Source organism: Novosphingobium pentaromativorans US6-1 (assembly GCF_000767465.1).
GTDB lineage: Bacteria > Pseudomonadota > Alphaproteobacteria > Sphingomonadales > Sphingomonadaceae > Novosphingobium > Novosphingobium pentaromativorans.
Genome location: NZ_CP009292.1, coordinates 361,181 through 384,928, shown reverse-complemented (window position 1 = coordinate 384,928; position 23,748 = coordinate 361,181). Strand labels below are relative to the sequence as shown.

The window sequence follows — 23,748 nt, the reverse complement described above, 5'->3', positions numbered from 1 at the left end:
CGGACCGAGGCCGGGGGCCAGGCGGTCTCCCGGCCGGAGGACCAAGCCGCCGCGCGCTCGCCTGGTCGTCTGCGTCCTCGGCGCGCGGATGCAAGGTTGTGGGGGGGCGGGGGCGGCGGCGAGGGCGGCGGCTCGCAGGCGGGCGCGGGCGCCTCGGGGGGTGGCGGCGTGGGCGCCGGGCGGCCCGCGAGCAAGACGCGGGGCGCCGTGTCGGTGCAGTCTATGACGATGGTCAGGTTGATGCGGATGCCCTTAGCATGAGGAAACTCAGCCATGATGAACCTCTCCGGTCTTGGCCTAGCCGCGCGGCGTCAGCGACGGCGCAGCGAGGGGGGGAGAGCGGCAGGGATCGCAGGAAGGTGGACTGCCGGTCCGGGCGCTCGGGTGCGTTCGGCAGGCGGCACGGGCGGCGCGCGAGGGCGCCGGGACGTGTGCTGCGCGGGGGGCAGTAGATCCCCGCTTGTGGGGCGACCCGAGTCTAACGGGGCCGAGTATAGGCTTGCCGGGCCCGCGATGGAATCGAAATGATCGGACGGGTTCGTGGCGCGCTGCGGGGCGAGCCGGGCGTCTGTCCGCAGCCGCGCGGCGCGCCTGTCAGCGCGGCTACGGCGCGCTGCCGCGCTGGCCGGCGCGCCGCGCGCGATGGCGCCCGCAGCACCGGTTCTGGCGCGCGGATCACATTCCGAGCACCGCGGGGACGGCCCGCGAACCGCTGGTTTTGCGGGCTTTTGCCGTGCCCGCGCGCCGCTCGAAGCGAAATCGACGAACGGTCTCTTTCATATTGATATGGCATTGGTTTTTACATAATGATTATTATCATTGCAATTGGCTGTAAGGGGGTGACTTCTATTTCGAAGTGCGAATTCCGAGCATTTTGGAACTCTGACTCCCGGTCGAGGAAATCGCATGGCACCCCCTAACGACAACTTCGCCTGGATAAGCGCGAAACGATCTATCGCATGAACGAGGCGCGTATGCTTGTGAGTGTGTCTGATCGTATGTCGGCTGGCGGCCCGCAGGTGACGAACAACTCGGCCAGAGCGGCCAGCAATCCTCGCTCCAAAGTTGCCGCGCAATCGGCCACGCAAGGCACTCCCTGCGGGCTTCATCGTCCGCCCCACGCGGCGTCTTGCGCTGTGTCGCACGGTTCTGCCAGAGTACATGATAGACACGTCGCTCGGCCACCGACATCATTCCCCGGATATGATGATCGATACAGCGCCCTCAGCGCGCGGGGCTTAGAAGTTTCCTGGAGTGTGCGTTACCCTTGCACAATGGCACTCATCGTATCGGCCTCTTTCCAAGCCTGAGCCTTGATCCGATACATGGCAATTGCGGTTAGCACGACGAAGAGTTCAACTGCGATGAGAGGCACCAGTTTGCCAACGAACCCGTCCAGCCCCAGCGGATTTTCAAATGGGAACAGCGGAGCGAACACATTTGTCTGTACGATCACAGCATAGACAATGTTCACCCAGGCGAACCACTTCGGCAGGATTGGGTCAGCAGAGTGATCGCGGAAAATGGCAGTTGCGAGCGGAAAGGAACTGAACAGGGTGAAGATGCTGCCCAGCAGGAAGAACTTTCCAACCTCATGAACAGCCTTGATGACGTCGGGAGACAGATCCGGCATTGACGCAGCGGCCGCAAAAAAGACCGTGCCGAAGAACGGCGAAAGCACCGCAACCAGACCGAACGTCAAGTGCATGAATATCAACAAGAGCGAGCGCGGAGCCATGCGAACCATGGCGACAGAAATCACGACGACATAAAGGCCCCAGAACAATGTCGACAGGCTCATGAGAATGCAGAACCAGATGATCGATTGGCTATGCATTCTGTAATTTGCGGCAACATCAGCAGCGCTGGTGCTTGCGGGTATCATCATGGGATTACCCGGAATCATGCCTCCAACCAGGATCAGCACAGCAACCGATAGGAACCCCAGCGTGTAGAGCTTGACATCCTTTATCATATTATTCCTCCTCTCCCCTATTTCAGAAATTGAAACCGATCCGTGCTCCGTAAGTGCGAGGAGGATTAGTTGTGGCTGCAACGAGATTTGCGAATGAATAGTTCACAGAATTAACTATGAAACGATCGTTTTCGATGTTGCGAACATAGGCGGCAATGAACCAGTTTCCGGTCTTCGGTTCGAACTTGACCTGAGCATTTGTCTGCCAGGTTGAACCTTGCAACATGAAGGGGATGTATTCATATCCCGTCCAGCGGCTTGAGCGGAATTGCGTATCCACCGAGGCGATCAACCGATGATCGCCAAGGGGAATTGTCTGTTCCGCCCCCAGGTTGATTGTCCACTTTGGTGAATTGAACGCCGGATTCCCGGAACAATTGAAAACGTACGTCGGCACGTTGCTGCCGGAATCGACGCCGGGCGTAAACGGGCATCCTACGAACGGTGCTGGCCGGCCCTGCTGCGGAACGGAATACGTGAAGCGATCGTATTCCGTGTGCAGATACTGCATGTCGGCACTGAGACGAGTTGTCGGGGTCGCGGCGATCCGGAGCTCGACTTCTGCACCGTAGTTGGTAGATCCGCCGACGTTCTGGACGAAGAAGCCCGGTACGCCCTGGTTATCCGTGCCAAGTGCGGCGATCTGCTGATCCTTGTACTTCCAGTAAAAGCCTTCGAAATTGAGCTGGACACGATTGCCGAAGAAGCGGTTCTTACTGCCTATTGTATAGGCAGTGATCTTCTCGGGCTTGTATGCCTCGTACCCATTGACGGGTTGCAGGCCGCCGACGCGGAATCCGGTCTCAACGGTTGCATAGAGCAGAGAGCTGGGACCAACATCGTATTCGATGCCAGCTCGCCAGGTGAAGCTTGATTTGGAAGTACTGTCGTCGATCTCGATAAGTGCCGAACGGCTCAGAATAACCCCCGGATAGGGGATACCATTCGGATCGAGGTAGGGAACCACTCCGCCGGGCCCGGACGGGGAAAGATTCGTCAACCCCAGGCCCTCGACGCCGTCAGTAACCGTAAAGAGCGGTGCATTTGCGCCGATGCATGGAGTGGGCAGGGTTGCGCAGATAATCGTGATATTTTCTGAATCGTCGACCGCAGCCTTCTTGTCATGGGTAAAGCGTGCACCGCCGACAAGGCGCAGGCTCTCGCTGACATTAGCCGTTATTCGCGTAAATGCGGCAACCGACTCGGCTGTGAGGTTCAGATTCTGGTACGTATTAAGCGTACTCTGGTTCGCGACGATGTCCTCGACCTGCGTTTCCTTGAAGTACATGGCTCCGATGGTGTAATCGAATATTCCGATTCGCTTGCCTACGAAACGGCCTTCAAACGAATACTGTTCCTCCTTCGCCTGAACTGCCGTCAGGAATGGCAAGGCCGAGTTGATGGTATCGCTCTTCGAATAACGCCAAGACGGAATGATGGTGAGATCGCCAATCGCTGTCTTCAGATTGGCCTCTCCGGTAATCCCGTAGCTGTCGCGGCGAACGAAAGGCGTGTCGGTGAACGGTGAGAGAAAACGACCGGCCGGGGCCACGAAAAAGGTCTGGCGATAGGCTTGAGCAACTGGATCGAAAGTGCCGATCGAGGGAGCAAGCGGGCTGGGCGTCTGGGTATAGTCGATGCCATTGAAAGCGTAACTTCCCAAATACGTCCCGCCGGAACCGCGCCCACGCAGGGCGCTATAATCGGCACCCACGCGCACTGTCAGGCTTGGAGTCAATTCACCCATCATCTGAACGCGGATCGATTTCGTGTCGCCGTCCGACGATCCATCGGACAAGTATCCGTCGTTCTTCACCATGTTGCCAGAGAGGCGGAGTGCTCCGTCCTCCCCCATTGGGACGTTGACTGCGCCCTCCAGACTTATCGCGTCGTAATTTCCATAGCTACCGTTGACGTAGCCTGTGAAAATCCCGAGCGCAGGCTTGTTGGGAATGACGTTAATGGCCCCGCCCGTGGCATTGCGTCCATATAAGGTGCCCTGGGGCCCCTTCAGGACCTCTACACGTTCCAGATCGTAAAAGAAGCCAGCCGTACCGGCAGGCCGCCCGATATACACATTGTCATAGTTGAACGCGACTGCAGGATCGAAGCTGGGGCTGAGCGTGAAGTTGCCAACACCGCGAACGAACAGGCTCATACCGCCTGCACCCGAATTGACCACGGTCAGGGACGGAACGACCCTTGTTAACATTTCCGGGCTTGTGACCCCAGCCTGCTTCAGAGAATCAGCCGAGACGACCGCGATCGGAATTGCGGCCTTTTGAACATTCTCTGTCTTACGCTGTGCAGTGACAATGATCTCGCCTAGCTGGGTAGCGTCCGATTGAGCAGGCGCAGATTGCGCGTGGCCCGTTTGCGCACATGCCATCGCAAGCATGGACGACATTGCGCCCAATACTATCTTGTTCATTGGTCCCCTCCCTCTTTTTCTACCTGCATGCTGCAGTTGTCTGAGAGGGAACCAGAACCGATTATTTCGCAAAGTCAGTTGATGAAAAGGCAACGATGTAAGCAGCTGGCGAAGGATAACGCTGCTAACCTTGTCATTATTTCAATGCGAAAGGGCCGGTTATCCATCGCGCCAGCCAAGCAGTGAAAAGCACAATTCTGGTTTGTGCTCTGCCGCAACCAATCGATATTTGTGCTCTTTGCGCCAATGCATGAGCAGCGTCAGCCCCCTCACGATGTACTGGACACCTGCCAACGCAGCGGCGGTGAAGCCTGCAGGTCGGGCTTCATTCGAAGCCCCATTCCAGCACGGCCTGTCGGCGCTTGGAGACGGGAGGCCAGGGCACGTCGAAGTTGAGGTTCACGCCTGACGCGGTGAGCGACGCGAGGTCGAAGGCTGTATCGGCCGCCTGATCGGGATGCAGCGCAGTGCGCTGGTTCAGCAATTTGCGTGTGGCTGCAAAGACTTGCGGCTGGTTGATGCAATTGACTGCGAGCAGAGTGTCGTCACGATAGTAGAACAGGCTGAAACGTCCGGCGCTCCGCTCGCCTCTCAGAACCGTGCGGTCATGCCCTTCAGCGATGCCGACGGATTGCAATCGCAGCTTGTACTGGTCCGACCACACCCAGGGTGTCTGGACATAAGGCAGTTCGCCACCTGCCGCAGAAACTCCGGCGGTGCGGCCCTGCTCCACTGCATTGTGCACGGTCTCCAGACGAATGCGCCGCCCGATGAGAGGGTTGGGATGATTGGTGCAATCGCCGGCCGCGACAATCGCCGGATCGCTTGTTCGCGCAAATTCATCGACGACAATGCCATTGTTACAGGCCAGCCCTGCTTCGTCGGCAAGTTCGACATTGGGGATGGCACCGATACCGACCAGGACCATATCGCCTTCGAAGCACCGGTCATCGGTCAATCGCACGCCAAGCCCGCCAAATGCGCGCGGTTCGATACGCGCAACATTGGCTTCGAGCACCACATCGACGCCATGCATCCGATGATGATCCAGCAGGAATTCGGCGACGCTGCCTGCGACCACCCGAGGCAGAAGCCGATCGCCTGCTGCCAGAAGGGTCACGGCGATACCGCATTGGACCAGCACGGCGGCCGTCTCCAAACCGATGAATCCCGCCCCGACGATAACGGCATGGCGGGCCTGACCCATACGGGCGCGCAGACTGTCCACATCGGCAAGTGTGCGGATCGAGAAAACATGCGCGTGATCGGCGCCGGGTACGTCGAGCCGCCGGGCCCGAGTGCCGGTGGCGATGGCAAGCCGGTCATACCCGAGATTCGTTCCATCCTCGCAGACGACCCGGCCAGCGGAACGGTCGATGGATGCAACCCGGGTCCCCAGTGAAAGATCCACCGCATACTTCTCGTAGAAGCTGGAAGGCCGGTAATGCAGCCAGTCTTGTCCGAACGCCCCGGTAAGATATTGCTTGGACAGGGGGGGGCGCTGATAGGGCAGGACAGGCTCTTCGGCGATCAGCTGGATCCGGCCCGCAAATCCGTGTTGCCGGGCCGCCTCGATCAGCTGTACCGAAGCCTGCCCGCCGCCAATGACGACAAGCCTGTCACTCGCCTTGCTGTGTTGGGTCATGCCTCAGGGCTCGAGATAATAGATTTGCGGTTTGGCACCCCGGCTTTCGGCCAGTACCTTGTGTTCGCGCGTTGCCAGCAACTGGGCGACCTTCGACTGCGGATCGTGAATGTCGCCGAAATGGATCGCGCGGGTCGGGCACACCACGGCGCAACTGGGGTCCTGGCCCCGATCGACCCGGTGCGCGCAGGCGCTGCACTTGTCGGCCACGCCGTGCACACTGTCGAATGACAGCGCATCGTAAGGGCATTCCTCCGCGCAGCGCTGGCAGCCGATGCACTTGTCCTTGTCGAGCATCACCAGCCCGTCCTCGTCGCGGCGCCACAATGTAGCGGTCGGGCAAGCGCTGACGCAGGGGGCATCCTCGCAGTGATGGCACATGGTCGGCAGCCAGTGCTGCGTCAAATTCGGGAATACGCCTTGCGGCTTCTCAAACACCGGATCGCGGTTTGAATCCAGGACCCGCAGCCGAAACCGGCCCGTTTCCACGTCATTTTCCACCTTGCACGCAATGACGCAGGTATCGCAACCAATGCAGCGCTTCATGTCGATGACGAAAGCCAGTTGTCTTGTACTGCTGGTTGTCACGCCTTTTCCACCTCCACCAGATTGTCGAAGAAGTTGAAGTTGCTTTCCATCAGCCTGTCCTGTGCGGGATTGATTGTCAGGTTCATCACATCGCTGTGATGACCTTCGATGAAGTCCTCGCGCTTCCAGCCTTGCGGCAAGTTGACCGAACCCCTTCGCATCGCTTCAGTCACCGTGATGCGCACCTTGAAGTGACCGCGGTCGTTGAAGACGCGAACCGCATCGCCGTCAGCAATGCCGCGCTGGCGAGCATCTTCGGGATGAATCTCCAGTCGTGGCTCAGGCAACTGTTCGCGAATGTAGCCCAGGCCCAGATGCTGGCTGTGAACCGAATGGACGTGGTGGCTGTTGATCAAGGTGAGCGGATAGCGCCTGGACAGTTTGCTGCGATGCCCTTCGAGAGGCTCCTTGAATACGAGGGTCGCTTCCCCGAATTCAGCCAGTTCCTCCTGATAGATGTGCATCTTGCCTGAGGCCGTCGGGAACTGCAGATCCTGGAAAGGCACGTAGGGCGTGGGAAGCGCCATCTCCACCGGACCCTCGCGCAATTGATCGAGCGTGATCGCGCGGATCAGAGGATGGCCGTGATCGCGCAGGATGCCTTCACAGACTTCCTCTGCGCTCATTCGCCAGGGACCACCCCGGCCCATATGTTCCATCAAGCCGGCGAAGATCTCCCAGTCGCTGCGCGATTGTCCCACCGGAGGAACCGCGCGCTGGCGCAACTGGACGTAGAAATTCTCGCCGCCACCCACAATGTCGAGTTCTTCCTCGAGAAACGAGACGCACGGCAGCACGATGTCGGCATATTCCGCTGCCGGGGTCATGACCTGTTCGGTAACGGCGAACAGGTCCAGTTCCGGAAGCACTTCCTTCACGAAGCGCTTGAAGAGCGGAGCCTGCGTCCCGAAGCCGTATTTTGTGAGCCACAGGCTCTTGACCGGGTGGGGATGCCCGCTGGTGATGATATCCATCATGCGCGTGCCGGGCAGCGTTCCTCCCACCTTCCCGTCGGGGACAACCCACTGCGATGCAAAGTCGAGCGCCGTCACCATCTGCAGCATTGCGCCGTCCATCCAGTGGACCCCGGCGTGCGGCTTACCGATCTTGCCGCACAGGGCCCCGAGCGTCATGGCTGCACGAAAGGCGGTGTGGCCATTGAAATAGCGCTGGACGCCCTGCCCGAGAATGATCGTGGCAGGATCTGTGCGGGCATACTCGATGCCAAGTTGGCGAATGGTGTCGGCGTCCAGACCGCACAGATCGGCCGCCTCCTCGATGGAAAAGCCATCCCAGTCGGCTTCCTGCACATCGAAGGCCGTGCGGCATCCAAGCGTGGTACCGTCCCTAAGCGAAACCTCGATCGCGCCGCGCAGACGCGGCCGCAGGGCCTCTCGGGAAGGCACGATCGATGCGCTTTCGTCATCCCAGACAAGATAGGCGTTTCCGCCATCTTCCTTCAGGTCGCCTGCGCGCAGGAACATCCCATTGTCGCTGCGTACCAGGAAGGGTGCGTTGGTATTGGCAGTGACGTAGGGTTCGTCGATCAATCCGCCTTCCCTGATCGCCGCGATCATGCCCATCAGCATCGCGGTGTCGGTACCGGGCCGGATCGATATCCACTGGTCAGCCTTGGCCGCGGTGCGCGAGAAGCGAGGATCGATGGCGACCAGCTTCGCACCCGCGTCCATCGCTTCAAACAGGAAGTGCATTTCGCTATGCGCCGTATCGGCGACATTCTTGGCGACGAGAATGATCAGCTTCGAACCGACATGATCTTCGTAACGCTGCGCCGAACTCATCACACCGAGGAAAGCCAGCATGGTGGCAGGGCAATTGCCGTCACCCATCATCCCCATGTTGGAAAACGTCGTACCTTCCAGTTGGTTGGCGATACGCATGGGGGCCAGCGAAGACTTGATGCTGTAATTGCCCGTCATGGACATCCAGCTGTTGGCCGATGGGCCATATTGCGCCGCGATGCGTTCCAGCTTCTCGGCCAGAAAGGCATACGCCTCCTCCCACGAGACTTCGCGCCACTTGCCCTCGCCACGCGCTCCGGCACGGATCATGGGTTGCGACAGGCGATCCGGTCCGTGCAGGCGCTGCGTCGCCATCGCAATGCCTTTCAGGCAAATGCGTTCGTATCGCGGATCTGGATAGGAGGCCGGTTCCAGCTTGACGATCCGATCGTCGCGAACGAATGCCTTCACCCCGCATGTCCCGGAACAGTTGGGCGCGCATACCGTCCTCACGATCCGGTCAATTCCGGGTTCTTCGATTTCGGCATCGGATCGCGGTGGCATCGTTGTGTTGGGCATTCTCATTCCTGCGCTTCAGATCGGCGGATTTTCGAATTCAGGCAGAACCCATTGCGATCTCCAGCGCGCGACGTTGGAAGGATCGTCCGCCTGCAATCGATGGGCTTCAGCGGGCACATACTGTTTACCCAGCTGCGCAAACAGCGAACCCGTCGCCTGCATGAACCATTCCGGGTTGAAGTATTCACGCCAGAAGTCGATTTTGCCATCGACAAGCTTCATGACCGCGGCATACCTGTTTGCGTAAGTGCTTCCATCCACGGCAGAAGTGGCGTGGCTCGCATACTCGACCATCACCGTGTCTCCATCGATGACCGGATAGATGGCGATGGGCCATTGTTTAAGCCTGAGCAAGACTTTGGGTATCACATCGGAAAACGTAATGCCTATGTACTTGCTGCCCATGATGTAGGTTGGCCAATAAGGGAAATCGTATATGCCGTTTTCGGTGAATGAAGGCGCCACCGATTCCCTGCCGTCGCTGCTGATCCTTTTGAAGACTTCGCGCACGATCGATTGCATCTCTTCAAGGCTATGCGGCATCCTCGTTCCTTTCCGTCCTGGAGGTCCACCACCGGGATTGCCCTCCCAATCCCGGTGGAAGTCCATCAAGGGTGCTTATTCGCTGCCGAACCGAACGCGCATCTGCGCACCGAATATTCGCGGCTCATTGTAATAGACCGAAGTGAACGCAAAGCTTGGCGTTCCAAGGCCCGGGCCCGCGATGGCGAGCTTGTTGGTCGCGTTGGTGACAAACGCCGAAAGGTCGATATTGCTGCCCATCACGGAATTCCAGTCGAGCCGCAGATCGAGACGAGCCTGAGGAGGCACCTTGATCAGCTCATACTCGACAGTACCAGCCCCGGTCACGTTCGCGTGGGCCACGAGTTCGCCCCATGCTTCCGGTGCCGGGAGGGTGTAGTTCACGCCCGCGTTGTAGGAAAAGTCTGGCGCACCATAAAAGACGCCGGTTGCGAAATTCGCTGCCGTGGGTATCGCGAACGGCGCTTCGTTCAACCAGTTCGTTGGCGCTACGAACGTGCCTTTCGTGATCTTCTTGTCGAGGTAGGACAAGCCGCCTGACAGTTGCAGCCGCGGGGTAGGCCGAAGCGAAAGGTTGGCCTCTATGCCCTTGACGCGCCCGTCTCCGACATTGCCATAGGCGATGGTCGTGGGATTATTGTCAGGATCACCATCACCGTCCACACCGCCGCTGAGAATCTGGTTCAGGCCGGCGGTGTTCAGCGGATACTGGAGGTCCTTGTAGTCGGCCTGAAAGATCGCGACGTTGAAATAGGTTGGAACCCCGCCCAGGTCCCATTTGCTCTTCAAGCCGATCTCATAGTCCGTCACCGATTCAGGCCGGAATGACTGAAGTCCAGTCAGCGTTCCCCCCAATCTCGGAGAGTTGAGGCCGCCCGCGCGGTAACCGCGCCGCGTCACGCCATAGATCAGTACGTCATCGGTCGCCTGATAGTTGAGGCCAAAAGTATAGCTCCAGAAGTCTTCCTTGCTGGCGGCGCGGGTACCGGCTCCCGCCAGGCAATCGCTTTCGCCTAACGGATCTGAGGCCATCAGGCCGGTTACGGTGCAGTTGGTGTGCTTGTCCTTCGAATAGCGCAAGCCCGCATCGACGCTAAGTCCATCAAGCGCTGAGGAAATGCCGGAAAGCTGATAGCCGATCTGACCGAATGCCGACTTGCTCTTGTCGCGATAGTAGGCGGCGGCTGCCAACGGGACCGAATCCTGATCCAGCACAAAAGGCGCCACCACTTGCGCGGAAAGACCGTCGGGCCTGTAGTCGAGATAGAAAAGACCGACGATGTAATTCAGAGTACCGTCCAGGGCCTTGCCGGACAGCTGCAGTTCGTCGGTGATCTGCTTGTACTTGTTGTAGCCGTGGCCCGTCACGACCGGCATGTCCCAGCCAGACTGGTTGACATAGGAGTCCGTCAAATTGGTGCGGTAGCCGAAGATGTTCTTGATCTGGACGGAGCCGACATCGAGCGTAGTCGTGTTGGTGAGACTGGTGCTGCGGATCTCGTTTGGAAGCAGCATCGGCGATGTCGCAGTACGCGGACCGTTCGCCTGCTGGGCGGCAAGCGCCTCGGCTGCGCCGAAGCCGTTGAACGGCGGAAAGTTGGGCACAGCGGTCGAGTTGGGATCATAGGTATAGATGACTGGCGTGATGCCGTTCGTCGAAGACGAGAACTTGTCGAAGACCAGGATATTTCGAAGGTTGTCGGTTGGCTCAGCGAGCAAGGAAACACGGATGGACTGGTCGTGCAACTGGTTGAAATCATTCCCCGGAAAGCTCAGGTTCTTGGTGTAACCATCGCGTCGATTGAAGTTTCCGGCGATCCGGACGGCAAGGACGTCCTTGACCAGGGGGACATTGATGGCGCCCGTCAGTTCGGTCCAGGAGTAATCGCCGATCTTGGTTTCGACGTATCCGTTGAAGTCGTGCGTGGGTTTGCGCGTATTCATCAGGATCGCCCCGGCTTCGGAGTTGCGTCCGAACAGAGTCCCCTGGGGACCCTTGAGTACCTGTATCCCTTCCAGATCGTAGGTGGGCAGATTGGTTCCGGTCACGGATGTCGGCACATCGTTGACATACGTCGTGACGGCGGGTTGCTGGAATCCAAGCGTGCCGCGGGACAGACCGCGGATGCTATAGACCATGTTGTAGGGGCTACCGACATAGAATAGATTTAGACCGGGGACGACTGTTCCGATATCCGCTATCTTGCCGATACCGGCCGAGCGCAATTGATCGGAATTCAGCGCTGCCATCGACACAGGAGTCCTTTGCAGACTCTCGCTAACGCGGCGCGCGGTTACTACGATTTCGTCCGGCGAAAATGCTGGTGAAACAGTTTCGGCCCCGACATCCTGCGCGTAGGCAGACGATGCGATGGCAATGGAACTAAGGGCGACAGTGAGCATCAATCCGGCCTGAACAGGTCGACTTGTCATGGTTTCCTCTCCTCTAATCGCACGCTCTTTTTGGCGTGACCTTTATTTGAGGGCGCGATGCATTTGTCGGCGCCCCGCGTTCTCAGCAGTCTCGATAAGCGGCATGAAGGGCTCAGTACGGTTCGGTGGATGCGTATCTGCCGCCGTTGAGCCTGGACCTCCCTTTTGAATTCAATGAATAGCGTACGACTTCGCCCCGAGGACCCATCTTCGCGATCCGGTGAGTTGTATTCGAATCCTGACCCTCTGTGGTTCGAAATGGCGAGGCCGCTTTATGGCGCCACCCAAAGCCTCGTGAGTCGATATTCATAACCATACCGTCCGGTTCGGTATTGTAAAGGGGGATTGCGAGGGCCCTATCGATAAGCCTGCAAGGTCCAGGAAAGCTCGAATTTGGTGCCCTGTCCTTCGCAAGAACCGCAGGTAATCGGGGCAGTGAAATGGAAAGAGATGGATAAGCGACATGTTGCCGCGTGAAGATCTCGGCTATTCGTGGCCGTCCGCCGGACGCCTCATTCCCATGGTCCGCGGCAAATCCCGTCCTTCAGGTCATGACGCACTAGTCGGCTCTCAAGCCTCGCTCAGTCGATCTTTGATGGACCATGCCTCTTCGCGATCACGTTCCGGCAGTTTGATATCCTATTTCGCGGCGCGAGCCTTGTCCGTGCGGTGGTCCGGGAATGCCTTGGTTCCGTATGCGCGCAGGAAGGCATCGACTGCCGCACCCGCCGAATGGCTTGGGTCAAGCCATGGCGTATCGCCCGACAAGAGCGGCTCGAAGATGCCTGCCTCGATCAATCCTTTGAAATGGGCGACCATGGTATCGAGATCCACGTCGCGGAGCTGCCCGTCAGTCTGCAACTTTTCAAGAAACTGCCCTACGAGATCCCAGGTTTTCCTGGCATTCTCGTGGTAGATCGCCGTCAACGAACTCGTCTCGAAGCTGCCGGAAATGCCCGCCCGCATGATAGCGACGGAACGGTCCGTGGTAAGAACCTTCAAAAACCCTTCGGCAAATTCGCTCAGCGCGAGCGGCGCATCCAGCTTGGACTTGAGCAGGCGATCCGCGCACTTCACTGCGCCGTCGACAATGATCTCGGACGTTACGGCAGCGAAGAGCTCTTCCTTGGAGGCGAAATAGTTGTAAATCGTGCTCTTGGAGCCGCCAACGCGAGCCGAGATAAGCGACATGCTTGCGCGGGCGTAGCCGAACTCCTGAAATACTTCCGAAGCTGCTTCCACAATCGCCTGGCGGCGCTCAACCGTCTTTGTCCTCATTTTTTTGGCCTATGAGAGATGACGGTACCTTTCAAGTGCCGGATAGTCTGATTGTCACGAGCGAGCGGGCGGTCGCTTCGAGGATGGATGGGACCTTGAGGCGGCGCGAATGCAAGACTTTCGCATAAGCGCCTCTCAAGCCCCTGTTTCTGTCTGGACCGCGGTTGGTCCTATCCTTCTGGAATCAACACAGCCGATCGAACTGGCCCTCTTCTTTACAATACCGAACTGAACGGTATTGTAAAACAGCGTTCGATCAAGAGGGCATTGGGCTGAAGGGAACCGCGCGGCGCAGCGATCCTGCTTTCGTTGGGGCCTGCATGCCTGAGAGATTGGCTCATGCCCCTCCAACTGGATGAAGGGAGCGACCTGTCGGGTTTGCGCGAAGATCCAGGCTGCCGAGCGGCTCTGACGCGGCGATTTTGATTATTTGCATTGGGTGGAGGAATGGATGTCCAGTCTGGAAGGCAAGGTTGCAGTCGTAACCGGGAGCGCATCGGGCCTGGGAAAGGAAACTGCGCGCCGGTTGGCGCAAGAAGGGGCTCAGGTCATTCTCGCAGACATCCGTGCCGAAGATGCTGCACAAGTCGCGAGCGAAATACAGCGTGAATTTGACAGGTCATGTCGTGCAATCGAACTCGACTGTGCCAACCAGCTATCGTGCCAGGCAGTGATCGATGACGTCGCGTCACGCGAAGGCAGGATCGACATTCTCTGCAATGTCGCAGGCGTGCTCGACGGAGGACAAACCGCGTCTTTCGAACCTGCTGCCTGGGATCGTCTGGTCCAGATCAACCTGAGCGGGAATTTCTATATGACGCGGGCAGCATTGCCGCATCTCGTCAGGGTATCGGGTTCAGTGGTCAACATCGCCTCGACCGCAGGACTGACCGGACATGCCTATCTTGCCGCCTATTGTGCCACAAAGCACGGCATTATCGGGCTGACCCGCGCGCTCGCCGCCGAACTCGCGCATCAAGGAGTAACCGTAAATGCCATCTGTCCAGGGCAGATGGAAACAGGGATGGCCATGCCGGCCTCATTCATGACCCAGAAGCTGGAACCATCCCTGCTCGCGCGTCTCCAGTCATTGACCGGCAAGGTGACTGAGCCCCGCGATGTCGCAGGCATGATCCTGTTCCTTGTGGGTCCGGCAGGGCAGAACGTGACCGGTGCCGTGATTGCCATGGATGGCGGCCAGACAACCTCGTGATTCCATCATGGCGGATCGGAAGATTTCCTGCGCTTGCATGAGCGCCTTTGCGCCGTGACGGGGGCCTTTCGCAAAGGCAGGGCAACAGGCTCACAAAGTGCAATCGATCAGAGGCCGGTACTTCGGTATCTTGTTTCGCAGCAGCATATCCGGGATGATCAGACGCCTTTGCTAAGGCCAGTGTTCGTGGTCGTATATCGCCCGGGGCGCGATCCCGGCTGCGCCGGCGTTGCTCCCGAAAGAATCTTGGATTGCAGCCGCGGCTTGCGCGTCCCATAGCAGTGCCGATGGAATGCGAGAAAATCACGCCGGGAACCGGCGCCTATCGGCGCCTGTGCATTGCAATGTTGCTGGCCGGAATTTCAACTTTCGCACTTTTGTACTGCACCCAGCCCCTCATGCCGTTCTTCAGTGAGACGTATGGCGTGGCTGCGGAAGAAGCCAGCCTTGCCGTCTCGCTCACGACCGGGCCACTGGCATTCGTTCTTCTGATCGCCGGCAAGGTTTCCGACCGGGTGGGCCGTCGCCCGCTGATGATCGGATCGATGATGACCGCAGCGGCATTGACCAGCATTCTCGGCCTGCTGCCCAGCTGGGAAAGCCTTCTCGCCGTGCGTTTTCTGTGCGGGCTGGCGCTTGCCGGAGTTCCTGCCGTCGCGATGGCTTACATCAGCGAGGAAGTCGATGACCTGGCCGTGGGCGGGGCCATGGGCCTGTACATTGCCGGGTCGGCAATCGGAGGCATGAGCGGGCGGCTTCTCGTGAGCGTGCTCACAGAGTTCTTCGGGTGGCGCGATGCTCTGGGCACGACCGGCATCGCCGCCCTGGTTATCGGCTTGGCGTTCTGGCAGATCCTGCCCCATTCCCGGCAGTTCACTCCGCGGCATCATTCATGGCCAGGATATTTCGGCGGGTTCAGGCGTCTCTTTGCCGACAAGGCCCTGCCCTGGCTGTTCCTCGAGGCCTTTCTGATCATGGGCGCCTTCATCAGCATCTACAACTACGCAGGGTATCGCCTGCTCGCACCGCCTTATGCCCTGTCGCAGGCGCAGGTCGGGCTGATCTTCCTGCTCTACATGCTCGGCTCGCTGAGTTCGGCTGTTGCCGGTCATTGTTCAGGAAAATTCGGTCCGCGCAAATGCCTCTGGATACCTCTCGTTCTGTTCCTGCTGGGCATGGCCCTGATCGGCGCGAGCCCCTTGCCGCTGGTAATCGCGGGCATCGGTATCGTCACGATTGCATTTTTCGGCGCCCATGCGATCGCGTCAGGGTGGGTCGGCCGACGCGCCCGGTCCGATCGCGCCCAGGCAGCCGCTGGCTACCTGTTTTTCTACTATCTGGGTTCAAGCGTCCTGGGTTCTGCAGGCGGGTATGCGTGGTCGTGGGAAGGCTGGAATGGTGTGACCGTATTCGTTTCGCTCCTGGTCCTGATTGCCCTTGCGGTTTCCTTCCGGCTCTATCGCGTTGCGCCCCTTGCCGCGCCGGGAGGCGATACACGCCCGATCCCGGCAGAGTGAGCCAAGCGAAGCCCGGTTTGCCTGAACAGGAAAAGGGCCGAACCTTGAGGATAAGGGCCATTGTTCGGCTACCGTTTGCTTGCGGTACCACGCACAGGTTTTAAATCGAAGCATGGCCGAAGATGACGCGACAAGCCGCACCAGAAGGCAAGCGGTCAGCGCCTCTCCGCCTTGCTGATCGGCGGTGAAGCCAGGGCCGCCGGCTGTTTCGGAATCGGCGTGGCAGGCCGTCTCAACAGGTCAGGATTCGATGCAGGCACCGTCGGCAAAAAGGCGCGCGAGATCGTCGCTGCCTGGTGCGCTGCGAGCGCGATAATGCCTTGAACAGCCCTGTGAGCTGACAGGCCAAACTGCGGATTGTCCAATGCGGTGACGTCCAGTGATGGACACCCGAACCGGGAGAGCAATCGAGGAGGCCGAGATGATGCGCGCAAGCTGGACAATCGCAGGCCTGCTTGCCGCGGCCTCATCGGTGCCGGCACTTGCGGCCGACAGTATCGTGCCGGGCGGGCCCTCGGCCCGCGTCCTTCCGGCAGACCTGCACTGGTCGACTTCGGATCGCATTTCGCTTGAGCAAGCCAAGACCCGGCAGTTGCTGGACGACAATGGCTCTTCCGGTTGGGGCCTTGGCTTCCAGTCTTTCCATTCCGCGCTTCCCGACCGCGAACCTAGCCCAGATGCGCGCATGAAAGTTCATGTCCGGCAGGCCAGCATGGAAGGCTGGCAGGATCTCGGCGGGGACACGCAGTTGCGGCTGCGGATCCACGCCGGAATGACCAGCAGGATGGACCGCGAATCGGCACTTCTAGTCGCCAAGACCAAGACCCTTCAGGCTGGCCTCGATGCGACGCTGGGACACGAAGCGGACTGGCGGCTTCGCGCAGGCTGGTTCGTTCAGGGCGGCTGGGGCGGCCATTTCCTGCAGGACGATGCCATGCGCATGACCAATGGAGAGCCGGCCGCGGCTAGCGGGGTTCATCTCGTTTTCGAAATGCCCGTCGATGGGCCTGCTCTCCTGCCCCATGCGCTGATGAGTCTTGAAGCAAGCAGCGGAAGCAGGGCCTTTGCCCCGGGGCAGCCCGTCCCCCGTCAGGAGGAAATTGCCTTGCGCCTCTCGACCCCGTTCTGATGATGCAATCGTGGTTTAGAGCGCGCGCTCCAGAGCGTGCTCTGCAGGCCGCTCGGTGACTCGCGTTGCAGAGGCCAGATAGGTCAGCAACCCGGGCCATGCGCGCAGCAGCCCCACCCCCAGAGAGCGAAGCAGCGGTTGCTCAAGAGCGCGTTGCAATGCCATTGCACGGGTAAGCTGCCGGCCGATTTCTGCGCGATGGCGCTGGCGGTAGGTCTGCGCATCCTCGCCGCTGCGCAGGCAGGCCACGGCAAGAAATGCACTGCGCAAGGCCAATGCCATACCGTCCCCGGTTAGCGAAGCCGTCATGCCCGCCTGATCCCCCAGTCGAAAGATCCCGTCGTCCGGCCTGCGGCGCAAGACCTCTCCATAACTGAGGTTGCCTATGGTGACAGGCCTGGCAAAAAGAGGCTCGGCTTCGGCCAACCACTCTCCGCCGCGTGGAAGCGACGACAGCATCGCCTGCAGGTCCGACCAGCTTCGACCGATCCGGGTGAGCCGGCTGCGCCTGACAATAAGGCAGAGATTTGCAAAGCCGCCTTCCACCATCTGCAAACCGGCATATCCGCCGTCGAACAGTGTCAGTTGGACCGTGGCTTCGAGCTGTGCCCTGGCAGGCCCCGATAGACGGTAGTGCATCTTGAAGCCCACGTAGGGATCAGCGTCCTTGTGGCCGCTATCCTTTCGTTCCTCCCGCACGGGGAGCTTGCCCGTCGCCAGAAGGATGCTTGTGCCGCTGCGCTCGCCATGGCTTGTGCGCACCGCCATTGCGTCCATTCCCAGGACCCGCACGCCCCGCTCCACCCTCGCTCCAGCCCCTTGCGCACGGTCCAGCAGGGCCTCGTCGAGAACATGGCGGCTGAGGCCGAGAGCTGTGAAAGGCAGCTTCGCCTCGATCTGCGCATCGCCTGCAATCACGCGCACGCGATCGATCGGGACGGCACCCAGCCTCGCTGGATCGATGCCGAGTTCGACAAGGTGATGACGCGCTTCGATCGACAGGAACTCCCCGCAGATCTTGTGATGCGGGCCGGTTTCGCGCTCGATCAGGTGCACCGTCTTGCCTGCGCGGGAGAGCAGCACGGCAGCCGCCGCGCCTGCCAGTCCCCCGCCAAGGATCAGGGCATCGGCCATCTCAGCCCAGCAGCGTGAAACGGAAACCTTCGGCCGCCATGCCCGGACCGAAAGCCATCGCAATGCCAGGTTGCGGTGCCTGCCCCTGTCCCCGTTGCGCCAGCATGCGCGCAAGAATGAACATCAACGTCGCCGAAGACATGTTGCCGAATTCACGCAAAACCGCACGCGATGGCTCCAGAGTGCCTTCAGGCAGGCAAAGGCCTTGTTCGACCGCGTCCAATATCGTGCGCCCGCCTGCGTGAACCGCCCAGAGAGAGAATTCGGCCGGCATCTGACCGCGCAGCAATCCATCGGTCATGTCGCGTTCCCGGCGCAGTGCCTCGGTGATGCGGGCGGGGACTTCGCCGCCAAGGTGCATGTCGAAGCCCTGATCGCCGATGTCCCAGGTGATCGCATCGGCAGTGCCGCTGATGGTTGCTGCACGAAAATCCCTGAGGGCAATCCCCTGCGCTTCCGCCGTCACAAGTGCCGCCGCCGCTCCATCACCGAACAGCAGCATCGAAAGCAGTTTGCCAAGATCGACCGTGCGCTGGAAATGGAGCGTACAAAGCTCCAGCGTGATGACGAGGACCCGCGCCTGCGGCGTGGAGCGAACGATATGATGGGCAAGTCGCAAAGAATTGACCGCGGCATAGCAGCCCATGAAGCCTACGACGGTACGCTCGGTGCGCGGGTCCAGGCCCGCCCTCTCGATCACGACCTGATCGAGTCCGGGAGCCATGAAGCCGGTGCAGGACGCAACGATCAGGTGAGTTATCCCTTGAGCGGCGATGTCCGGATCGAGCGCGCGGATCGCCTCGAGGGCCAGCCCCGGCGCGTCGCTGGCGTAGCGCTCCATGCGCCTTGCAGTACCCGGCCATTCGCCGGTGCCATAAAAATCGTCCCGATCGGTGACCGTCCCGTCCAGCAGCGTCACGGGTTCGAGGAACGAAAAGCGCTGCTCGATGCCGGATCGCTCGACCATGCGGCCAAACAGTTTTCGCGTCTTTTCGTCGGCCAGGCTCGCAGAGGCGAAGCGCAGGAAGGCATCGTGGACGCCGTGGGGCGGATTGGCCGTCCCGATGCGATTGATGTGGGCCGTTACCGCGTTCATGGCTTGCGTCCTATCAGGACGGCATTGAGGCCGCCGAAGGCAAAGCTGTTCGACACCAGGACCTCATGGTCGATGGACTGCTGCGACAGGACCAGCGGCAGCGCACAGTCGGCAGGCGTGCCCAGGTGATTGAGAACGGGCGGAGCCAGGCCTTCGACGAGGCACCTGATCCCCAGGAGGAACTCCATGGCGCCCGCTGCGCCGATCATGTGTCCATGGGCGGATTTCGTCGCGATGACGCTATGGCGGTCGATGCCTTTGCCGTAGACACTGCGCATGGCCGCGGCTTCGGCCGGGTCGTTGAGCTGGGTGCCGGTGCCGTGCGCGGATATCAGCGAAGGCGCTTCGACTCCTGCGCCGGCATCGGCATGAGCGGCACGGATGGCCGCCGCAATCCCTTCGACATCGGGCGCCGTCATATGCGCGGCATCGCTGGAAGCGCCATAGCCTGCCAGTTCGGCAATGATCGTCGCCCCGCGCGACAGCGCGTGCTCCTCGCTTTCCAGCACCAGTACTGCGGCCCCCTCGCCCAGCACCATGCCTTTTCGTTCAAGGGAAAAGGGGCGGCAGGCATCCGGGGCAAGCACTCCCAGAGAGCGCCAGGCCGTCCACGATCCTTGTGATAGGCACGCCTCGGCTCCTCCGGCAATCGCCACCTCGACCCGTCCGCTACGGATCATGTGCATGGCCTCGCCAAGCGCATGGGCGGAAGAGGCGCAGGCGCTCGACAGGGTGAACGCAGGGCCGTGAACCTTGTACAGCATGGCGATGTGGGCGGCCGGCGCCGCGATCATCGAGGCCGGGATTGTCTGGGGATGAACCTTGGCCTGGCCCTGGCCGAAAAGGCGTTGGTACGCCGCATCGATGGTTGCATTGCCGCCGCTGCCGCATCCGATCAGGATCGCCGTGCGATCGCGCAGTACCGGATGGTCTGCGAGGCCGGACTGATCGACGGCCTCGCTGGCGGCTTCGATTGCGTGGCGGGAAATCGGATCGAGCTTGCCCAGTGGCCGCAGTTCCGCTGCTGTGCAGCGCGGACTCTCGCCATCCTCTGCAATCCACGAGGCAATGCCTTCCATCCCCTCTCGCGCGATAGGCCGGATCGAGCTGGCTCCTGCCCGCAGCGCCGCCCAGTTCGCCTCCAGCCCTTTGCCAAGACCGCTAATGCAGCCCATGCCGGTGATGACGACCCGGTGCCTCATGCCTTGGCGCTTGCAGCGATGCGGTCGATCAATTGCTGGAGTGTGGAATCAGGGGGAATGTCTTCGGGCTGGATTTCGACGCCGTAGCGATCTTCTATTTCGAAAAGCACGCTCACCAGATCGATAGAGGAAATGTCGAGTGTGGTGAGCGTGGCCTCTGGGTGCAGCTTCTCAGGCGCAATGCCGGTTTCCTGCGCTATCAGGGTCATGATGTCTTCATTCGTCAACGGCCGCTCTCCTCGGCAACGCGCGTCCAGTGCTTGGTCTGGCAAAGGAACAGGATGCACCCGGTTACATCCAGGCGCCCCCTTTCACCAAGCGCAACCGAGGCGCGGTAGCTGCGGCCCGCCTTCGGATCGTAGGCTTGCCCGCCTTTCCAGCGGTCCCCATCGGGGTGCATCCCGGACAGGATCTTCACACCGACCAGTGGCCGGTTCCTGAGTGCGGTGTTGGGGTTATTGATGTCGCGGGGGGGTGCCTTGGGATCAAGTACGCGCTCCAAAGTGCCGCACAGGGTCTGTCCGCAGCGCTTCACCTCGACGATGCCGGCGCCGTCGTCGGTCAACCAACGCCCGAAGACAGAGCGTGAAGCTGCCGCACTGGCCGAATTCGCTAGTCCGGCAAGGCCCACGAAAACGACGAATGGTGCGAATTTCAATGAAGGCAACGGGTTGTCCATTTACGAAGATACCGTGGCTCAAGGCAATGTATCGGCAAGGTTCTCAGACCCTTCGCGCTTGCTTGCAATAGCGCGACTATCACGCCTTGGGACTGGACAGTCCATGCATTTCATCGTGAAAAGCGCAGGAACGGCGATTTGTTCCAAATGGCCTGGAAGGCCCGGCAAACAGCCGGGAAAGGGAACAGGAAGATGGCCTCGCTTGCAGTGCGCTCCCGTGAGGAGGAGCAAATGGATGCGGCCGATCTCGATAGCGAGACTTATGCCCGGGTCCTGCGCGATCTCGCGCGGGTCAATCGCTGGACTTTTACCGCCCACCCTGCGCTGGCCTTTCTGCGCAAGGCAACGAAGGACGCCGCATCCTTCACGCTGCTCGACGTCGGTTTCGGGCACGGCGACCTGCTGCGGGCGATTGCCCGATGGGCACAAAAGCAAGGGATCGAGGCGAGACTGGTCGGCGTCGACATCAATCCCGGAAGCGAGGCGATCGCCCGCAGCGCAACACCTGCCGACCTCGATATCGATTTTCGGACCGGCGACTATGCCGACCAGCCCGAGAGCTTCGACTACATCGTCTCCAGCCAGGTCACCCACCACATGAGCGAGGCGCAGTTGACGGCCTTTCTGCATCACATGAACAGCCGCGCGCGCTGCGGTTGGCTGATCAATGACCTGCATCGGCACCGGTTCGCCTATTACGGCTTCCCGTGGCTCGCCCGGGCCATGGGCGTCCATCGTATCGTGCGCGAGGACGGCCAACTCTCGATTGCCCGCTCCTTTCGCAAGAAGGACTGGCTGGAAATCCTGTCGGACGCCGGGATCGCAGCGGAGCGCATCGACATCGTGAGACGCTTCCCTTTCCGTCTTTCGGTGGAATGCCGCATGTAACCGAAGCTCTTGCACCCCGCCCGGCCCAGGGCTTCTCCTGCGACAAACCTTTGCACAGCGGGCCTTGCCCTGGCCTGCCGACAGAATGATCCGGCCGGCCCTTTTCCTTGGGGAACAGGCAGTCTATCTGGCTCGCAAGAACGAGAATCATTCTGGCTCTATGTGACTTCGCAACCGCTCCGTTCGGGTCTTGAATCGGCTTTCCTCGAAAACAGGGACAAGCTGCTGAAATTTCTGCGCGCGCGCGGCGCAGGTGACGCGGCTGAGGATATCGTTCAGGAAGTCTGGGTGAAGATCACGACGAGCCGCCCCGGCCCGGTCGCTTCGCCCCTTTCCTATCTCTACCGCACGGCCGACCTGCTGATGATCGATCGCTATCGGTCGCGCAGGCAGGCCGAGAAGCGCGATCGCGACTGGAGCGATGTCCATGCTGCCGGCGACGGCGCCGCGGCGTCCGAACCGTCTCCCGAGCGGCGGGTCGCCGCCGCGCAGGAGGCCGGGATGATCCTGCACATGCTTGAAGGGCTGGGCCCGCGCGCGGTTACGGTCTTTCGCAAGCACCGCATCGATGGCACTGCACAGAAGGAGATCGCCCTGGAACTGGGCGTCAGCCTCAGCACGGTGGAGAGCGACCTGCGCGGCGCCTATCGAGCGATCAGCGAATGGAAGGAAACCCGCGATGAGGCTTGAGCCCGTCGTCTCCGTCTTGCGGACAGAAGGAGGGCGCAATGGCGATTGACGAGACGATCCGGCAACAGGCCCTCGATTGGGCGCTGCGCGCCGGAGACCCGCAGTTCGAGGAATGGGAAGCCTTCACCAGCTGGCTGGAGGCGGATCCCGCCCATGGCCAGGCCTACGATGCAGTGGCCGCCGCCGTGGCCGATGCTGCAGATCTCGTTGCCGGTGCAGGCCCTGCCAATGACGATGACCTTGGAGCCGTGCAAAGCGAAGAGGCTTCGCTGCGCAGTTCCCGGCGCCGCTGGCTTGGCGGCGCGATTGCGGCGTCGCTCGCATTGGTCGGCGCTTTCACGCTCTGGCAGGCAAATTCCCGGGATCTTTACCGGATCGACGTGGCCCCGGGCGCGATCCGGACGGTTGCGCTCGATCCCGGAACCCGGATCGACCTCGGCGGCGATACCGCCATCGAGCTGGACCGCGACGATCCGCGCTATGCCCGCCTTGAGAAAGGGCAGGCGCTTTTCACCATCCGCCATGACGATGCGCACCCGTTCCGTCTGAAAGTGGGAGAGGACACACTGGTCGACGTCGGCACCGTGTTCGACGTGCGCCACCGCGGCGAGGAGATGAGTGTTGCCGTTTCGGAAGGCGCGGTGCAGTTCAATCCTGACGACCAGAACCAGCGCGTCTCTCCCGGACAGATCCTGCGCAGGAATGGTCAGGACGGGCGCATTACGCTGGAGGCGATCGCGCCTGACCGGGTTGGCGAATGGCGCGAAGGGCGCCTGACATTCAGCGATGCATCGCTTGGGCAGGTCGCAGCAGATCTGACAAGCAGCACGGGCATTGCCTTCGACGCCGCCCCCGGAGCTTCGCTCGTCAGCGTTTCCGGTTCCCTGCGCCTCGCCCCGATCCGAAAGGATCCACGCGCGCTGGGCGCCCTGCTCGGCCTCGATGTGCGCCGCGAAGGCGATCGCTGGATCATCGGCGAACGCTGA

At 60.6% G+C, this 23,748-nt stretch carries 19 protein-coding genes and 1 pseudogene; 6 read left to right on the top strand and 14 right to left on the bottom strand.

The genetic code is table 11. The annotated features are described in order from the left end of the window. Positions 1-988: 988 nt before the first annotated feature. From JI59_RS26890 to JI59_RS27165, 9 genes and pseudogenes are all read right to left on the bottom strand, one after another. Positions 989-1,248 (bottom strand): annotated as a pseudogene (locus JI59_RS26890) (hypothetical protein); the annotation flags it as partial. A gap of 13 nt (positions 1,249-1,261) precedes the next feature. Beyond that, complete coding sequence (locus tag JI59_RS20450; protein ID WP_007014471.1) at positions 1,262-1,975, bottom strand: hypothetical protein; 714 nt, start codon at positions 1,973-1,975, stop codon at positions 1,262-1,264. 22 nt (positions 1,976-1,997) lie between these two features. Next, complete coding sequence (locus JI59_RS20445) at positions 1,998-4,406, bottom strand: TonB-dependent receptor (RefSeq protein ID WP_138921488.1); 2,409 nt, start codon at positions 4,404-4,406, stop codon at positions 1,998-2,000. 325 nt (positions 4,407-4,731) lie between these two features. Beyond that, positions 4,732-6,051: an NAD(P)/FAD-dependent oxidoreductase gene (locus JI59_RS20440; protein WP_007014474.1), complete on the bottom strand. Its 1,320-nt coding sequence runs from the start codon at positions 6,049-6,051 to the stop codon at positions 4,732-4,734. 3 nt (positions 6,052-6,054) lie between these two features. Continuing rightward, positions 6,055-6,639 (bottom strand): 4Fe-4S dicluster domain-containing protein, encoded by a 585-nt coding sequence (locus JI59_RS20435; RefSeq protein WP_053226618.1) that lies wholly within the window; start codon positions 6,637-6,639, stop codon positions 6,055-6,057. After that, positions 6,636-8,945: a molybdopterin-containing oxidoreductase family protein gene (locus JI59_RS20430; RefSeq protein WP_274378226.1), complete on the bottom strand. Its 2,310-nt coding sequence runs from the start codon at positions 8,943-8,945 to the stop codon at positions 6,636-6,638. Before JI59_RS20430 ends, JI59_RS20435 begins: the two co-directional genes overlap by 4 nt. A 30-nt stretch (positions 8,946-8,975) precedes the next feature. Then, positions 8,976-9,503: a nuclear transport factor 2 family protein gene (locus tag JI59_RS25795; protein ID WP_007014477.1), complete on the bottom strand. Its 528-nt coding sequence runs from the start codon at positions 9,501-9,503 to the stop codon at positions 8,976-8,978. A gap of 75 nt (positions 9,504-9,578) precedes the next feature. Further along, on the bottom strand, positions 9,579-11,936 hold the full coding sequence (locus tag JI59_RS20420) for a TonB-dependent receptor (protein WP_007014478.1): 2,358 nt from the start codon (positions 11,934-11,936) through the stop codon (positions 9,579-9,581). A 639-nt stretch (positions 11,937-12,575) separates the two neighbouring features. Continuing rightward, positions 12,576-13,214, bottom strand: coding sequence for a TetR/AcrR family transcriptional regulator (locus JI59_RS27165; RefSeq protein WP_007014479.1), 639 nt, complete (start codon positions 13,212-13,214; stop codon positions 12,576-12,578). 451 nt (positions 13,215-13,665) lie between these two features. Between JI59_RS27165 and JI59_RS20410 the strand changes: the two genes are divergently transcribed. The 3 genes from JI59_RS20410 to JI59_RS20400 all read left to right on the top strand — a co-directional run bounded on the left by JI59_RS20410 (position 13,666) and on the right by JI59_RS20400 (position 17,073). Continuing rightward, positions 13,666-14,427 carry an SDR family NAD(P)-dependent oxidoreductase gene (locus tag JI59_RS20410; protein WP_039858077.1) on the top strand — a complete coding sequence of 254 codons (762 nt, stop codon included), beginning with the start codon at positions 13,666-13,668 and terminating at the stop codon, positions 14,425-14,427. 287 nt (positions 14,428-14,714) lie between these two features. Beyond that, the gene (locus JI59_RS20405) at positions 14,715-15,944 is read left to right on the top strand and encodes an MFS transporter (protein ID WP_039858080.1); all 1,230 of its coding nucleotides are present in this window, start codon (positions 14,715-14,717) and stop codon (positions 15,942-15,944) included. A 382-nt stretch (positions 15,945-16,326) separates the two neighbouring features. Further along, positions 16,327-17,073, top strand: a complete 747-nt coding sequence (locus JI59_RS20400; RefSeq protein ID WP_007014483.1) for a hypothetical protein — start codon at positions 16,327-16,329, stop codon at positions 17,071-17,073. A 15-nt stretch (positions 17,074-17,088) separates the two neighbouring features. Here JI59_RS20400 and JI59_RS20395 read toward each other — a convergent pair whose 3' ends face one another. From JI59_RS20395 to JI59_RS20375, 5 genes are read right to left on the bottom strand one after another with little or no spacing between them, the layout of a single operon-like run. Then, positions 17,089-18,207 (bottom strand): NAD(P)/FAD-dependent oxidoreductase, encoded by a 1,119-nt coding sequence (locus JI59_RS20395; protein WP_007014484.1) that lies wholly within the window; start codon positions 18,205-18,207, stop codon positions 17,089-17,091. Position 18,208: 1 nt separating this feature from the next. Then, positions 18,209-19,303: a type III polyketide synthase gene (locus tag JI59_RS20390; protein ID WP_007014485.1), complete on the bottom strand. Its 1,095-nt coding sequence runs from the start codon at positions 19,301-19,303 to the stop codon at positions 18,209-18,211. Further along, positions 19,300-20,505, bottom strand: coding sequence for a beta-ketoacyl-[acyl-carrier-protein] synthase family protein (locus JI59_RS20385; protein WP_007014486.1), 1,206 nt, complete (start codon positions 20,503-20,505; stop codon positions 19,300-19,302). The genes JI59_RS20390 and JI59_RS20385 overlap by 4 nt, the downstream gene beginning before the upstream one ends. After that, complete coding sequence (locus JI59_RS20380; RefSeq protein ID WP_007014487.1) at positions 20,502-20,732, bottom strand: acyl carrier protein; 231 nt, start codon at positions 20,730-20,732, stop codon at positions 20,502-20,504. The genes JI59_RS20385 and JI59_RS20380 overlap by 4 nt, the downstream gene beginning before the upstream one ends. Next, positions 20,729-21,163 (bottom strand): DUF2147 domain-containing protein, encoded by a 435-nt coding sequence (locus JI59_RS20375; RefSeq protein ID WP_238532603.1) that lies wholly within the window; start codon positions 21,161-21,163, stop codon positions 20,729-20,731. The genes JI59_RS20380 and JI59_RS20375 overlap by 4 nt, the downstream gene beginning before the upstream one ends. Positions 21,164-21,415: 252 nt before the next feature. Between JI59_RS20375 and JI59_RS20370 the strand changes: the two genes are divergently transcribed. From JI59_RS20370 to JI59_RS20360, 3 genes are all read left to right on the top strand, one after another. Beyond that, entirely contained in the window at positions 21,416-22,072 is a 657-nt protein-coding gene (locus JI59_RS20370; RefSeq protein WP_007014489.1) for a methyltransferase domain-containing protein, read from the top strand. A 162-nt stretch (positions 22,073-22,234) separates the two neighbouring features. Further along, positions 22,235-22,762: an RNA polymerase sigma factor gene (locus JI59_RS20365; protein ID WP_007014490.1), complete on the top strand. Its 528-nt coding sequence runs from the start codon at positions 22,235-22,237 to the stop codon at positions 22,760-22,762. Between the two features lie 38 nt (positions 22,763-22,800). Then, positions 22,801-23,748 (top strand): FecR family protein, encoded by a 948-nt coding sequence (locus JI59_RS20360; RefSeq protein ID WP_007014491.1) that lies wholly within the window; start codon positions 22,801-22,803, stop codon positions 23,746-23,748.